Origin of the sequence: Bacillus sp. OK048, from assembly GCF_900103525.1 — a bacterium.
GTDB lineage: Bacteria > Bacillota > Bacilli > Bacillales > Cytobacillaceae > Neobacillus.
The window spans coordinates 259,199-274,520 of record NZ_FNHN01000004.1; the positions used below are offsets into that span (position 1 = coordinate 259,199).

General features: G+C 37.1%; 12 protein-coding genes. 4 read left to right on the forward strand and 8 right to left on the reverse strand.

The window, feature by feature from the left end; genetic code table 11:
- Window positions 1–66: 66 nt before the first annotated feature.
- The 3 genes from BLR86_RS09835 to BLR86_RS09845 all read right to left on the reverse strand — a co-directional run bounded on the left by BLR86_RS09835 (window position 67) and on the right by BLR86_RS09845 (window position 4,679).
- Complete coding sequence (locus tag BLR86_RS09835; RefSeq protein WP_090760807.1) at window positions 67–1,146, reverse strand: Gfo/Idh/MocA family protein; 1,080 nt, start codon at window positions 1,144–1,146, stop codon at window positions 67–69.
- Window positions 1,147–1,275: 129 nt separating this feature from the next.
- Complete coding sequence (locus BLR86_RS09840; protein WP_090760808.1) at window positions 1,276–2,862, reverse strand: response regulator; 1,587 nt, start codon at window positions 2,860–2,862, stop codon at window positions 1,276–1,278.
- Entirely contained in the window at window positions 2,859–4,679 is a 1,821-nt protein-coding gene (locus BLR86_RS09845) for a sensor histidine kinase (RefSeq protein WP_090760810.1), read from the reverse strand. Before BLR86_RS09845 ends, BLR86_RS09840 begins: the two co-directional genes overlap by 4 nt.
- Window positions 4,680–4,880: 201 nt before the next feature.
- Here BLR86_RS09845 and BLR86_RS09850 point away from each other — a divergent pair, with 201 nt between their 5' ends.
- The 4 genes from BLR86_RS09850 to BLR86_RS09865 all read left to right on the forward strand — a co-directional run bounded on the left by BLR86_RS09850 (window position 4,881) and on the right by BLR86_RS09865 (window position 8,928).
- Window positions 4,881–5,849 carry a carbohydrate ABC transporter permease gene (locus BLR86_RS09850; protein ID WP_090760812.1) on the forward strand — a complete coding sequence of 323 codons (969 nt, stop codon included), beginning with the start codon at window positions 4,881–4,883 and terminating at the stop codon, window positions 5,847–5,849.
- Window positions 5,849–6,676: a carbohydrate ABC transporter permease gene (locus BLR86_RS09855; RefSeq protein WP_090760814.1), complete on the forward strand. Its 828-nt coding sequence runs from the start codon at window positions 5,849–5,851 to the stop codon at window positions 6,674–6,676. Before BLR86_RS09850 ends, BLR86_RS09855 begins: the two co-directional genes overlap by 1 nt.
- Window positions 6,677–6,748: 72 nt before the next feature.
- On the forward strand, window positions 6,749–8,041 hold the full coding sequence (locus BLR86_RS09860) for an ABC transporter substrate-binding protein (RefSeq protein ID WP_090760816.1): 1,293 nt from the start codon (window positions 6,749–6,751) through the stop codon (window positions 8,039–8,041).
- Between the two features lie 131 nt (window positions 8,042–8,172).
- On the forward strand, window positions 8,173–8,928 hold the full coding sequence (locus BLR86_RS09865; RefSeq protein WP_090760818.1) for an SDR family oxidoreductase: 756 nt from the start codon (window positions 8,173–8,175) through the stop codon (window positions 8,926–8,928).
- A 231-nt stretch (window positions 8,929–9,159) separates the two neighbouring features.
- Here BLR86_RS09865 and BLR86_RS09870 read toward each other — a convergent pair whose 3' ends face one another.
- The 5 genes from BLR86_RS09870 to BLR86_RS09890 all read right to left on the reverse strand — a co-directional run bounded on the left by BLR86_RS09870 (window position 9,160) and on the right by BLR86_RS09890 (window position 15,034).
- Window positions 9,160–9,552, reverse strand: coding sequence for a globin domain-containing protein (locus BLR86_RS09870; RefSeq protein WP_090760820.1), 393 nt, complete (start codon window positions 9,550–9,552; stop codon window positions 9,160–9,162).
- A gap of 99 nt (window positions 9,553–9,651) precedes the next feature.
- Window positions 9,652–10,038 carry a VOC family protein gene (locus BLR86_RS09875; protein ID WP_090760822.1) on the reverse strand — a complete coding sequence of 129 codons (387 nt, stop codon included), beginning with the start codon at window positions 10,036–10,038 and terminating at the stop codon, window positions 9,652–9,654.
- Window positions 10,039–10,101: 63 nt separating this feature from the next.
- Complete coding sequence (locus BLR86_RS09880) at window positions 10,102–11,541, reverse strand: 6-phospho-beta-glucosidase (RefSeq protein ID WP_090760824.1); 1,440 nt, start codon at window positions 11,539–11,541, stop codon at window positions 10,102–10,104.
- Window positions 11,542–11,604: 63 nt separating this feature from the next.
- Window positions 11,605–13,038, reverse strand: a complete 1,434-nt coding sequence (locus BLR86_RS09885) for a glycoside hydrolase family 1 protein (RefSeq protein WP_090760826.1) — start codon at window positions 13,036–13,038, stop codon at window positions 11,605–11,607.
- 85 nt (window positions 13,039–13,123) lie between these two features.
- Window positions 13,124–15,034: a beta-glucoside-specific PTS transporter subunit IIABC gene (locus BLR86_RS09890; RefSeq protein WP_090760828.1), complete on the reverse strand. Its 1,911-nt coding sequence runs from the start codon at window positions 15,032–15,034 to the stop codon at window positions 13,124–13,126.
- Between the last annotated feature and the right edge of the window lie 288 nt (window positions 15,035–15,322).

Sequence of the window (15,322 nt, forward strand, 5' to 3'; positions counted from 1 at the left end):
ACAAAAGGCTAGCAACACTTTTTTAGTGTTGCTAGCTGTTTTCAAATAGTAAATTTTCCTGCCAAATCAACTATGACTTCTTGTTTTATCAAATTCTTTGATGACTTCGTTCGTTTCTGCTGCTTTGAAAATCGTTTCAATTAATTGTAAGACACGTAACACTTCCTCATTTTTCACGATTGGTTCCGCATTTCCTTCCACCACTGAAACCACATTTTCATAAAAGCTTTCCATTGTCTTTTCTACTTTCGGTAATTCTGATGTGCTGACAGCTTTTTCTGAAGGGGGAGCCATTGTTTTCGTCAGCCCTTGCCCAGCTTTAATTGGTTTTGGAGCTTCAACATTCTCATCTAGATTATGAATCACGATTTTACCATTGATATCCCAATCATTGATGACAGCTGTTCCTTTCGTCCCTTTTGTGTACCATCGCGGCAGTTGAACAAAGTTTGTTGTTCCAACTTCCACTAAAGAAGTGACGCCGTTTTCAAAAGTGATAAATGCTTGAAATCCATCGTCTACCTCGTCTCCTAAAACATAACTTAAATGGGCATAGACACTCGTAATCTTACTATCAATCAAAAATAGTAATTGATCCAATAAATGCACACCCCAGTCTAGCAGCATCCCTCCGCCAAACTCTTTCAGGTGGCGCCAGTCTCCAGGAATTCCATTGGCACCTTGGACCCGTGATTCAATGTGAAAGACATCGCCAATAATCTGTTCATCGTGTATTTTTTTTATGGTAAGAAAATCTTCATCCCATCTGCGGTTTTGATGCACAATAAAATGACGGTTATTCAATTTTGCAGCCTGAATAATTTCTACTAACTCTTCACTATAAATGGTGACAGGTTTTTCACAAATGACATGTTTTTTAGCGTTTAGGGCCGCAATTGCGATTTCTTTATGCACATCATTAGGAGTAGCAATGAGAATAAAATCTACTTCATCATCGGCTAAAACGGCAGATAAATTTTCATATACCTTATAGCCATCCTTCACGGAAGCCTCTCTTCTTTCCTCCAATACATCATAGGTTCCAACAACAGTTATATGTTGGTTTTCTTTGAGCAAATGCTTCGCATGATAGCTTCCCATTCCGCCATAACCAATAATAACTAACTTATAGTCTTTATTTGTCATTATTTATTCTCCTTTTGTCTTCCTGCTTTTAAAAAATCCTTAATTGAATCCATTTTATAATGAAAATATGTTATAAAATATAGATGATATAATTAAAACATATACTATTTTGCTATTTTATTCTAAAAACTATTTCATAAATTTGGCACGATATTCATTCGGGGTAATACCTTCAACTTTTTTAAAAACCTTACGAAAATACTTGTCATCCTGATAGCCAATCATGCCCGCAATCTCATAGATTTTCAACTGACTATTCTTCAATAAAGTCTTTGCCTTATCCATTCTGATTCTTACAATGTAATCTGAAATGTTCTCATTGAATTCCTGTTTAAATTTCCTAGAGATATATTCTCTGCTGATATAAAAATTGTCTGAAATCTCCTGCAGCTTTACATCCCGGTCAAAATTTTCCTGAAGGTACTTTTCAATATCAGTAATGATATTATTGCTTTTAATAAGTGTGCTTTTCTTTACTTTTTTCATAAAAACAGCAATTTCACGCCTTTTTCTTTCTTTATACTCTTTAAGTCTAAACATTCCGTTTGAATCAAAGAATAAATCAACCCGCTGCTCAATATCTTCTGGTGCCCTAAATGAAAGATTGTAATGTTTAAACCACTTATTGCTAATGACCAAATACTCAGTTTCTAAATTCATCACCTGTTTTACTGATAAGTATTCCATTTCTGTAATGTCCTTTTCGATTCGATCCATTAATTCTTCAAAAGCCCAAATTTCTCCCGTTTGGATAGCAAATTCAATATCTGAAGAATATACAATCAAACTCTTTAATGAGGGAGCTTCCTCTATATTCGACATATAGACTCTATTTACACTATCATTCAATATATTTCTATTTAATAAAACTTTTCTCGCATGGTGATAAGAATCTATCAACTTGGAACTATTATTTACAGGTTTCCCGACAGCAATCGGGCAAGAGATATCTAACATATTTTTTAGTGTTTTATAGATACTTACTAAAATCTCTTCTACTAACTCGAACTTGTCCCAAAAAATTAGTACAATTTCAAGTTTTTTTGATAAGTAACGAAACCCAATTCCACTTCCATTTTCCTTCATGATTTCGTTAATAATATTCAAAATCGTAAAGTAGGTTAAATCTCGATCCCCTTCAAATGCATCCATTGTTTTTCCGTTAACTCGGACTAGGGCGACTATGTAATCTCGTGACTGTTTTAACCAGCCGAGTTCTTCAAATAAATCTTTCTGGAAATGATCGCTATTCACTAGCTGTGTTAGTTTGCGATCTCGATAAACAGGAGTCATTTCATTAAGCAGCAGTGAGCTATTTTCTTTCCTCTGCCTGTCAGCTTCTTCTTTCTTCCATTCATTAACCGCTTTTTCCAAGGTTTGATTTAAAATTTCCGGTTCGATAGGCTTTAAGAGATAGTCTGAACTGCCAAAATGGATCGCCTTTCTCATATAATGATAGTCATCGTAACCTGTCACCACAATACTCTTACTGTTTGGCTGATTTTCTTTAATCCACTCTAAAAGCTGAGTTCCATCCATTTTTGGCATCTTCATATCAGAAAAAATAATCTCAGGACGAATGGTTTGAATAAGCTCAATAGCTTCTTCACCGTTTCCTGCCTCATATATTTCTGTAATTCCATTTTGCTCCCACTGTGCGAGTATCTTAATTCCATCCCGGACATGCTTTTCATCATCAACAATTAACGCCTTCATGACTGTTCCACCTCTTTCGGCATTACCTTCGGGATTTGGATGGTAACCGTACAACCACCTTCCTTATTCCGGTTAACTGATAGGTTTGCCTGGTTATGGTAATAAATCTGTAATCGGTCATAAATATTTTTTAATCCAATCGCTTCTCTTTGCGTATCTGTTTTTGAAATGCCATGAAACAATTCCAAGCGGATTTTTTCAAGGTGATCATCGCTAGGACCCGTTCCATTATCCTTTATATTGATTTTGACCATAGTGTCATTCTCGAGAAATGCTTCAATTTTTATCCATGCTTTTTCAATGTGCTGATCAAAGCCATGCTTAAAACAATTCTCCACTACCGGCTGTAAAATCATTTTGGGGACGAATATCGCTTTGACCTCCTCTTCGATATACAGTTCAAATTCAAACTGCTCTTCAAACCGATGTTTTTGCAGTAATAAGTAGGATTTCAGATGGTTCAACTCGGATGTAAATGGAACAATATCATCCTTCATATTCATACTGTATCTCATAATCGTTGATAAGGAGGTCAGCAATGAATACACCGGAACCGCGTTTAACTTTAGTGCCAATGTACCAATAGACTGAAAGGCGTTATAAAGGAAATGCGGATTAATTTGCGATTGCAGCACCCGGAGTTGTGATGCTTTATTTTCTATCTCTAATTTATATTCACTCTCAATCAATTCATCTATTTTAGCAATCATTCTTTTAAAATGCCTTCCCAACATGCCAATTTCATCCGTACCTAATGATTCGAAATCAGCCTTCAATTCACCTTTCTCGACTTTCTTCATATTGTCGATTAACACTTTTATGGGTGCCGTTAACTTAAAGGAAACAAACATGGTCCCCAGTAATGCAAATAAAAGTGTAGCCAAACCAATCAAAATATTGATTATGACAGTTTCTCTTGCACCCTGATAAAGAACATCATAAGGGATTCGTTTTACGATAGACCAGTCCTTAAAGGAATCTGTGAATTTTTCATGAACGATGACACCCGTAAACTGCTTGTCCTTCCATTCGATACTTTTCTTGCCTTTCGGTTCCTTTCTCACCTGTTCAAACCACTTTTCTTTATTTTCCTTTCCAATCTCTTTTTCATTTGGAGAGTAAATAATCATTCCCTTTTCATTCATAATATAAAGGTCTTCGACGTCTTTCGTATATAATCTTTCGGAGATTGCACTAATTCTAGAAAGATTAATATCTATCGATAAAAAGCCTAAAACATCCGCTAATGGGACATCCCGAATTACATTATGGAAGCTTAATACATTCAACTTCTGCGAATTAGGAATAACCGAAATATTGTTATAGCTATAAATCTCGTGCGGAGGTTCAATAAGGGAATAGCCCTCTATGGCTGTTAACACCCCATAGTAAGGGTGTGAAAATATATTTTCATAAGATGCCCTTCCGCTGATTCTCGAATGATAATTGGTGTATGACTCCTTTCCTTCATGAATATATAAATGCATTTGTTCAATTTCGGGACGTGTATTAAATAAATATGCAAGCACTCTGCGCACTTCTTCTTGATTAACAGCCAAGTCGGAGGAGACCCCATTCCGCATTACATTCATAAAAGGGGTATATCGATAAGGGACCGATGACATTTGGGCAACATCGTTTAAATAAACAGTGATCTCTTCCTTGCCTTTTAATATCAAATCATGATTCGTTGAAACAGATTGCTCATTTAGTGACTTGGTCGTATAAAAATAAGTAACGGTGATGGCTGTCCCAAAAGGGAGAACTGTTACAAGCATTAAAAAGATAATAAGCTTTTTCCGAATACCCCATCCCATATAATATTGGTTAGCCTTGTTTTATTTAAAAAAACTAACCTGTCCTCCCTTGCAACATTTTTAGAACATTGTAGCACAACTTTAAGCAGCCTTTAAGAGTTCATTATTTTGACCTGTTCAATATTTTCCACCCTAGTGGTCAATGTAAGCCGTTTCATAATTTTCCACAATCACTAAAATAAAGTTATGGAGGTGCAGGGAATGAATAACGAAAGTAAACTGGATACAGGTAATGGGCCACCCCTCACAAATCAGAAAAGCACGAAAGTTTCTCATTCTGTTTCGTTTCTAAATAAGAAGAAATGGAAAGACGCTGGGTTATTTACCCTATTTGTTGGGCCAGTCCTATTAGCATTTATACTTATTGTTTTAATCCCCTTCTTTACAGGTATTTATTATGCATTTACCGATTGGAACGGGGTAACAGGATCCGTTAAATGGGTGGGACTAGATAATTTCAAATACTTATTTACGGAGGACAAGCAATTTCAACAGTCCTTCATTCTTACAACAAAATATACAGTTGTTGCCATCATCTTAACAAACCTAATCGGGTTTGGATTAGCTTTACTTGTGGCCCAGAAGTTGAAATCAAAAAACGTCTTACGTACCGTTTTCTTCATGCCAAACTTAATTGGTGGATTGATTTTAGGATTTATCTGGCAGTTTATTTTTGTAAAAGGATTTGCATCCATTGGAGAGTTAACCGGGATTCCTCTTTTTGAGCTAGCTTGGCTAGGAGATGCGAAGACCGCATTCTGGGGAATTGTCATTGTCAGTGTTTGGCAGGGTGCAGGTTATATTATGATTATCTATATTGCTGCCCTGCAGAACGTACCGCAGGAATTAATTGAGGCAGCAAGAATCGACGGAGCGAATCGATTCCAAATCCTCCGTCACATCACAATGCCGCTTGTTGCACCAGCCGTAACAATTTGTTTATTTTTAACAACCGCGTCATCCTTTAAAGTCTTTGATGCAAACCTCTCATTGACAAACGGCGGTCCATTTAAATCAACAGAGATGTTAGCGCTTAATATTTATACAGAAGCATTCGTTAATAACCGCTACGGAATTGGTGAAGCAAAAGCATTGATTTTCTTTATAGTTGTAGCAGCGATTACCGTCCTTCAAGTTTCGATTACAAAGAAAAGGGAGGTTGAATCCTAATGGGCAACAGGTATACATGGAGAACATCTATTGTTGAAATCCTTGCGATCCTGCTGGGTCTCGTCTTTTTAGTCCCATTCTATTATGTGTTTTCAAACTCCTTGAAACCATTTGCCGAGATTTTAACCAACACATCAGCCCTGCCAAAGGTGTTGATGTTCGATAACTATGTTAACGCATTCGAAAAATTGGAGTTTTTAACTGTATTTAAAAACTCGTTAATTATTACCATTGGGAGTAATATCGTTCTCGTTATCTTTTGTTCGATGGCTGCGTACATGCTCGTTCGAACCAAAAAGAAAATCAGCAATATCATTTTCATGACATTTGTTGCTGCAATGATTATTCCGTTCCAATCCTTGATGATTCCGCTTATTAAAACGGCGGGTAACTTAGGACTATTAAACAGCATATGGGGACTTGTCTTCATGTACCTTGGCTTTGGCTCTGGAATGACCATCTTCTTGTATCACGGTTTTATTAAAGGAATTCCATTAGAGCTTGAAGAAGCAGCAATAATCGACGGCTGTACTCGGTTTGGAGTTTTCTGGAGAATTGTTTTTCCACTATTAAAACCAATTACTGTGACCATCGTCATCTTAAACAGCCTATGGATTTGGAATGATTTCTTATTACCATCATTAGTGCTTCAAGATCCAGAGTTAAGAACGATTCCATTGGCAACTTTCTTCTTCTTTGGGCAGTATACAAAGCAATGGGATTTAGCACTTGCAGCTTTAGTAATTGGAATTATTCCATTATTAATCTTCTTCTTTACCATGCAAAAACACATTATTCAAGGAATTACCAGCGGTTCTATTAAATAGGAGTACCCTCTGCTGTCTGAATATCAGGCATTAGGGATATATATAATAAAATTTTACTAGGGGGATAACGAAATGGCATTTAAAAAGTATTCATTAGTAGCAGGTTTACTATCCGCATCACTTCTTTTAGGCGCATGTTCTAGCGACAGTACATCTGGAGATAAAGAAAGCACCGGTGGGAAGAGCGATAAAGTAGTTATTGATATTTTCCAAGGAAAAGTTGAAATCGCCGATCAATTTAAGGCGTTAACAGATGAGTATACAAAACAGCATCCGAATGTTACTTTTAACATTGAAACAGTCGGAGGCGGTGCGGATGGCGCTGCAGCTCTTAAAGCTAAATTTGCTTCCAATAAAGCTCCTGATATTTTTACAAATGACGGTGACCAGGCTGCTCAAGTATGGAAAGATAAATTTGAAGACCTATCTGATCAGCCTTGGATTAAAGATGCCTTTGAAGGTACTTTAGACGGTATGACAATCGATGGAAGAGTATACGGAATGCCTTTGAATATGGAAGGTTATGGGTTTGCCTATAATAAAGAATTATTTAAAAAAGCAGGGATTACAGAACTTCCAAAAACATTTTCTGAATTAGAAGAAGCAGCGAAAAAGCTCGATGCGGCTGGCATTACACCATTCTCAATAGGATATGCTGAGTGGTGGGTATTAGCTAACCACGGGATGAATGTTCCCTTCGCATACCAAGAAGATCCAGATGCTTTTTTCAAAGGTTTAAATGAAGGCAAAGCTAAAATTGAAGGAAATAAAGAATTCGATAATTTCTTCAAGCTATTAGATTTAACAATGAAATACGGAAACAAAAATCCTTTAACAACAGACTACAACACTCAAGTAACACTATTTGCTACAGGTAAAGCGGCAATGATTCAGCAAGGTAACTGGATACAGCCAATGCTTGATAAATTAGATCCAAACTTAGAAGTTGGTTTCATTCCATTAGCCCTTAGCGATGATCCAGCGCAGTCCGATAAATTAATGATAGACGTACCAAGCAACTGGGTGATTCACAATAAAGCACCTGAAGCAGACAAAGAAGCCGCTAAAGATTTCTTAAATTGGATGGTTACATCTGAAGAAGGTAAAACAGCATTAACAAAGGAATTCAAATACATTCCTGCCTTTAAAACAATTGATGCAACTCCAGAAGATATTGGGGCTCTAGGTGCGGACCTTCTTAAATATTCTAAAGAAGGCAAAGCATACCAATGGCAGTTCATGAAATATCCTGATGGAGCAGGCCAAGAATTTGGCGCAACTCTGCAGGCATATGTAGGCGGCCAAAAATCTAAAGAAGAAGCCATGAAAGCACTCGATGCAACATGGGCTAAATTCAAAAAGTAAGAATACTAAAAAGCACATCATTAAAACTTGATGTGCTTTTTTTTCAAGCTATCCGCAATTAAAATCATGCATCCGAAACTTAATTTAGCTATGCGCAACGAAATTCATCAAACTTTCAGGGAGGGATCTTTATCTATTATCTAAATGGCAGTATTGCATTAATTACAGGTGTAAGTCATGAAAATGGAATTGGAGCTGCTATTTGCAATAAACTAGCCTCAGTTGGTGCAGATATTTTCTTTACCCATTGGGGTTCAAATACCGTTTGGGTTAAAAATTTCGAAGACAATATCCGGGAACATGGTGTTCGTTGTGCAAACTATGAAGTTGATTTGGCTGACCCCAACGCACCATTTAATTTGATGGATGCCGTGACTGCCGAATTGGGTACTCCTGCCATTCTTATTAATAATGCAGCACATTCCACAAGAGATGGATATTTGAATTTAGCTGCAAAAACACTTGATGACCATTATGCAGTAAATATGAGAGCTACTTTCCTGCTATCTGTAGAATTTGCACGTCGGTTTAGAAAATCTAAAAATACAAATGGCCGAATAATTAACCTTACATCCGGGCAAGGGCTTGGACCAATGCCTGGTGAATTAGCTTATGCGGCAACGAAGGGGGCTATTTCTGCCTTTACCCTTTCCATATCCGCAGAGCTTGCACCACTTGGAATTACAGTTAATGCCGTTAATCCTGGTCCTACGGACACGGGATGGATGAACGAAGAAATTAGACAAGAATTGCTGCCTAAATTTCCATTAGGGCGTATTGGAATTCCAGACGATGCAGCTCGCCTCGTTGCATTCCTTGTCAGCGAAGAGGCACAGTGGATTACAGGGCAGATATTGAATTCAGAAGGTGGCTTTCTAAGAAGCTAAAGGATTTTTTATTCACCAAAAAAGGGTGCTTAATTTTTGGAAGGTACTTAAAACCTGTACAAGATCTGATGAGATCCCGATAATTGCTAAAAGAAGAGAGAGTGGTCACTCATAGGCTAGATGAGTAATCAAAGACTGGTAACCAAAAAGGTAGAAAACTAGAATTGTTTAAGATTTCTGGTGTTGAACTTTTAAGTACCCTCTAATTTTTGTGGATACCCTTTTGATCCTTTATTCTCTATCGGGGCTATTCACCATAATACCAGCAACTTGGGTTAAACGATCATAAAACGCAAGTCCAGCAGGTTGATCATAAAGCCCTATTTCTTGAAAGGCTTCTTTCATGCAACGAAGCCAGCACTGTGCTCTTCTTGGTGTGACTTCAAAAGGAAGATGACGATGTCTCATCGCCGGCGGTCCAAACTCCTGGCTGTATAGAGCAGGACCGCCTAAGAATTGTGGAAGAAACATCCGTTGCTTCCTCATAATTTCCTCCATATCCCCTTCGAATAATGGTCTCAATTCAGGATCTGCATATACCCGTGGGTAAAAAGCAGCTACAAGCTTATCAATCGTTTCCTGCCCGCCAATTTCACTATAAAGTGATTTAAAATTATATTCCATACCCACACCCCTTTACTTCATTGCCTTCTTTAGATTATAAAGATAAGCGTGATGGTAATTCGTGATTTATATCACACTTTTCAAAAGAAATACCCTAATTCAAGTTGGTGCAACTAGTTCTACTTTGATACGGTCTGGATCTTCAAAAAATGCAGCGTAATAATCATTTCCTCCGGCATATGGGTGCTTGTCTTGGTATAGGATAGGAATTCCTTTTTCTTTTAGTATCAAGGTAATTTCATCGACATGTTCCTTTGACTTTGCATGGAATGCAAGATGATTAAGCCCTACTCTGCAGCGGTGGTAAGCTATATCCATGAACCTCTCTTCGGTTTGAACAAATACTATATAGGCTTCCCCAAACTTCCAGCTAATACCGTGATCCCACTTCTGATATTGCATATAACCTAATTCCTTTAGAAACCATCCCCAGAATTCGATGGTTTTACTAAGATTTGAAACATAAATTTCAATGTGATGTAGCATACTTTGACTCCCCTTTAGTAAAAACACCGGCAGCCAATGGCTAACCGGTGCTTTTACTATATCTTATAGTTGTTCCCCATTTGTCGCAATAACATTTTTATACCAGTCAAAGCTTTTCTTTTTCATTCTGTTTAATGACCCGTTGCCTTCATTATCTTTATCTACATATATATAGCCATAGCGCTTTTTCATTTCACCTGTTGAAGCACTAATAAGGTCAATTGGTCCCCAACTTGTATACCCAAGGATTTCAACCCCATCTTTAATTGCTTCCGACATGGCTGCGATATGTTTTCTTAAGTAGTCAATTCGATAGTCATCATTGATTTTGCCTTCTGTAGTGACTTCGTCAACAGCACCAAGTCCATTTTCAACAACAAATAATGGCTTTTGATAACGATCATATAACTGATTCGCAGTAATTCGGAAGCCTTTTGCATCAATCGGCCATCCCCATTCTGATTTCTCTAAATAAGGGTTTTCAACAGACGCAAACACATTTCCACTTCCTATTTGTTTTAAAATTTTAGGATTTGTACTAGTTGCACGGCTTCCATAATAACTAAACCCAATATAATCAACTGTATGATTCTTTAAAAGGTCTGCATCCCCATCTTCCATCTCAATGGTTAGATTGTTGTCTTTAAAGAATCGCTTTGCATAGCCTGGATATTCACCACGTGACTGTACATCAATAAAGAAGAAGGACTCCCGATCTTTATCCATAGCTTCAAATACATCATCTGGATTACATGTGTATGGATATGTCATACCTGCCGCGAGCATACATCCAATCATGGCATCTGGGATAGTTTCATGGCAGGCTTTAACCGCTAATGCACTTGCTACAAGCTGATGGTGTGCCGCTTGATATTGAATTTGCATTTTGTTGTCGCCTTCTTTAAATACAAGCCCAGCACCAATAAAAGGCAGGTGTAAGAGCATATTTATTTCATTAAACGTCATCCAGTATTTCACCTTATCTTTATAACGGTTGAAAAGGGTTGTTGCATATTTTTCAAAAAGTCCTACAAGCTTGCGGTTTCTCCAGCTTCCGTACTTCTCAACCAAATGAACAGGTACATCAAAATGAGCAATCGTTACTACCGGTTGAATGCCGTGTTTTAATAATTCATCAAACACATCATCATAAAACTTTAAGCCCGCTTCATTTGGCTGCTCATCGTCTCCATTCGGAAAAATCCGCGCCCAGGAAATCGAAAGACGGAATGATTTAAAACCCATCTCCGCAAAAAGTGCAATATCCTCTTTATAATGGTGGTAAAAGTCAATCGCTTCATGAGAAGGATAAAATTCTCCTTCAAGCGGTTTAAAGGAATCCACATTCCCTGTTAAAACATCCCATCTATTTTTGCCTGTCGGCATAAGGTCAACTGTTGTCAACCCCTTTCCATCTTCTAAATAGGCGCCTTCAATTTGGTTGGCAGCGGTAGCACCGCCCCATAAGAAACCTTCAGGAAAACCATTCGTATTCTTTACCAAAACAATCTCCTCCTTTTATAATAAATCAGTGAGGAAAAATTCCTCACTGATCAATAATTTTTCTTATAAATTTTCTCCATTTGAAGAAATAACATCTTTATACCAGTAAAATGACTTTTTACGTTTACGTTCCAATGTGCCTGTTCCATCGTCATGCTTATCTACGTAGATAAATCCATAACGTTTTGAATATTCACCAGAAGATGCACTTACTAAATCAATACATCCCCAGCTGGTGTAACCCATTAATTCAACACCATCTTCAATTGCTTCGCTCATTTGTTCAATGTGTTCACGAAAGTAATCGATTCGGTAATCATCATTAATAGATCCATCTTCTTCTACTTTGTCATAAGCGCCTAGCCCGTTTTCAACAACCATTAGAGGTTTTTCGTAACGACCATACAGTTCATTTAAGGCAATTCTTAAACCTACTGGATCTATTTCCCATCCCCAATCACTTGCTTTTAAGAATGGGTTTTTAACTCCACCGATTAAATTTCCAGCACCCATCTCTTCAGGTGTTTTTTCTTTTTTATCAGTACGTGACATATAGTAACTAAATGAGATGAAGTCAACTGTTCCTTCTTTAATCGTTTCAAGATCTCCTTCTTGAATTTCAAGCTCAATATTATTCTCTTTGAAATATCTTTTTGCAAAGTAAGGATATTCTCCACGAACTTGCACATCCCCACAAAGGAAATTAAAGATATCTGCTTCCTGTCTAGCATGCATTACATTTTCAGGATTTGAATCATACGAATAAACTGGAGCATAAATCAACATACAACCAATTTGTGAACCAGGAATAATCTCATGCCCTATCTTAACCGCTTGTGCACTAGCAACGAATTGGTGATGTAAGCCTTGGAAACTATCTGGCAAACGCGTTTCCTCATTTTCAGGTGAAAATCCGAGTCCTAATAATGGCATATGAGTTGCACCGTTTATCTCATTAAAAGTAAGCCAATATTTAACCTTATCTTTATATCGTGTAAAAATTGTTCTTACATAACGCTCAAAGAAACCAACCAATTCACGATTTCTCCAACCACCATATTCTTTGATTAAGTGTAGTGGTGTTTCATAATGAGCTATTGTTACTAACGGCTCAATTCCATGTTTATGTAGCTCGTCAAATACACGATCATAAAAAGCCAAACCTTCCTCACTAGGCTCATGTTCATCACCATTAGGGAAAATACGACTCCATGCTATACTCAAACGGAATACTTTAAAGCCCATTTCTGCAAATAGTGCAATATCTTCTTTGTAACGATGATAGAAGTCAATCCCCTCATGATTCGGATAATTATATTTTGTTTTATCAATTTCGAAATCAAAACCAGTTTGTTTTAGTAGTTGGAGTCTTGCTTTTCCACCAGGTAAAACATCTGCTAGATTAAGACCTTTTCCACCTTCGAGGTAAGCTCCTTCAAGTTGGTTAGCAGCAGTTGCGCCACCCCATAAAAATCCTTCTGAGAATCGTTTTGTCATTATATATTCCTCCTAGATATTTGATAAGCCTGGCATTCGTCTTCTAAAGGCGAATGCCAGATTTACTTTTAGCGGAAAATAAATCTTATTTAATCTTTAATTCCAATAATGCGTCCTGAGACTTAACCACTGATACACTTGTTGGTGCAATCTCATAATTATCAGTGTTTGTTACCACTACAGGAGTTGTTAATGAGTAACCAGCCTCTTTAATTGCATTAATATCAAATTCAATTAATAGTTGTCCTTTTTCCACACTACTTCCTTGTGCAGTATGAGCAGTGAAATATTTACCTTCCAATTGAACAGTATCCAAACCAATGTGAACTAATATTTCTGCTCCATCATCGGATGTAATACCAATCGCATGATTAGTTGGGAATAATACTGAAACCGCTCCTGAAACAGGTGCATATAATTTTCCTTCTGTCGGTTCAATTGCAACACCTTTTCCTAGTGCTCCAGAAGCAAACGCTGCATCTTCAATAGTCGCTAATTTTTTTACTTCCCCATTTAACGGGCTGACGATTGTTTCAACTTTTAAGTTTTGTTTCGTTGAAGATTGTTTTATTTCAGATATGTCTTCTTGATTTTTGTTAATTCCACCGAAGAAGTAAGTCAATACAAAAGCTAGAACTGACCCAACTACAACAGCAATAATTGAACCGAAGAATGCTGTATTTAATCCTTCTTCAGGATGAATAAAGCTTGGCCACTGGAATACTCCAAGACCTGCCATTGTATAACCTTTCGTACCGAATATCCCTAGTAATGCACCACCGATTGCTGATGAAATAAGTGTGAAAATAAATGGTTTCTTTAATGGTAAGGCGATTCCGTACATACCAGGCTCAGTTACACCAAAGATAGCTGAAATAAATGCTGGTGCACTAAGTGATTTCATTTTTGTACTCTTTGTTTTAATCCAAATAGCTAGAATAGAAGCAGCTAATGCAAATGAATGAACAAAAATTAAAGCTAATATTGGGTCAAAACCACCAACTGCAAAGTTATTAATTGCAACTGGAACAAGTCCCCAATGTAATCCAAACATTACAAACACTAACCAGAATCCACCTAGGAATGCCCCCGCAATGACAGGACTTAAATCATATACCCAAACAGTTGCTTGACCTAATAACTGACTTGCCCAAGTTGCAATTGGACCAATAATAATAAATGTTAAAGGAACGATAATTAGCATTGTTAACATTGGAACGAAGAATGTTTTTATGACATCTGGTATAACTTTGGATAAACCTTTTTCTAATTTCGCAGCAAAATACGCAGCAACAATAATAGGAATAACAGACATGGCATATGTCATTAGAATCACAGGAATACCAAAGAACTCAATGTACACAGGAGATTCAAACATTGTTCCCTTAAATAAGGTGTATAGTGGTTCATATGTTCCTGGAATCCCTCCAAGCGCAGGATAAACTAGAGCCATAGCTATAACTACACCTAAGAATGGAGTTCCACCAAACTTCTTCATAGCCGTATAACCTAATAGAATCGGTAAGAAGTAGAATAGGCCGTCTCCAATTGCATTTAAAATTTGATACGTTCCACCTTGTTGATCAAGCCATTTTATTGCAACAAACAAAGCAGTAAATCCTTTAAGCATACCAGCTGCTACTAATACTCCTAGTATTGGAGTAAAGATACCGGAAATCATATCTATAAAGCGGTTTAATAAATTCCCTTTTTTACTGTTATCTTCAGCATCAACTGGGCTTGAAGACTGGAATCCACCTTCTGCTGCAACAGCTTTATAAACATCTGGGACATGGTTCCCGATAACTACTTGATATTGACCGCCACTTTTCATTACGGTGACGACGCCATCCATATTTTTTAATACATCTGTATTCGCCTTGCCTTCATCCTTTAACTTAAACCGCAGACGAGTAATACAATGAACAACACTGTTAACATTTTCTTTACCGCCGACATTTTCAATAATGTCTTTCGCCAATTGTTCGTATTTCATTTATTGACCCTTCTTTCTTTTAAAGTTTTTTATCAAATAAAAAACCTGAACCGATCTCAAACACACAGCAATAGCGTGTTGAAAGTCAATTCAGGTTATGCCCAGTAAGGTAACATTCCTTCACATTACTATTAAATTGATGAATATCGATCAAAGATCCACCTCCTAAAAAACAAAAAACCTAAATTGCACATCATAAGAAATGAAGGTGCAATTTAGGTTTTGCCTGCAAAATCAGTAACAATCCTAATGGAAATTTAATTATTAAGTTTATATTAATAGTTTAGC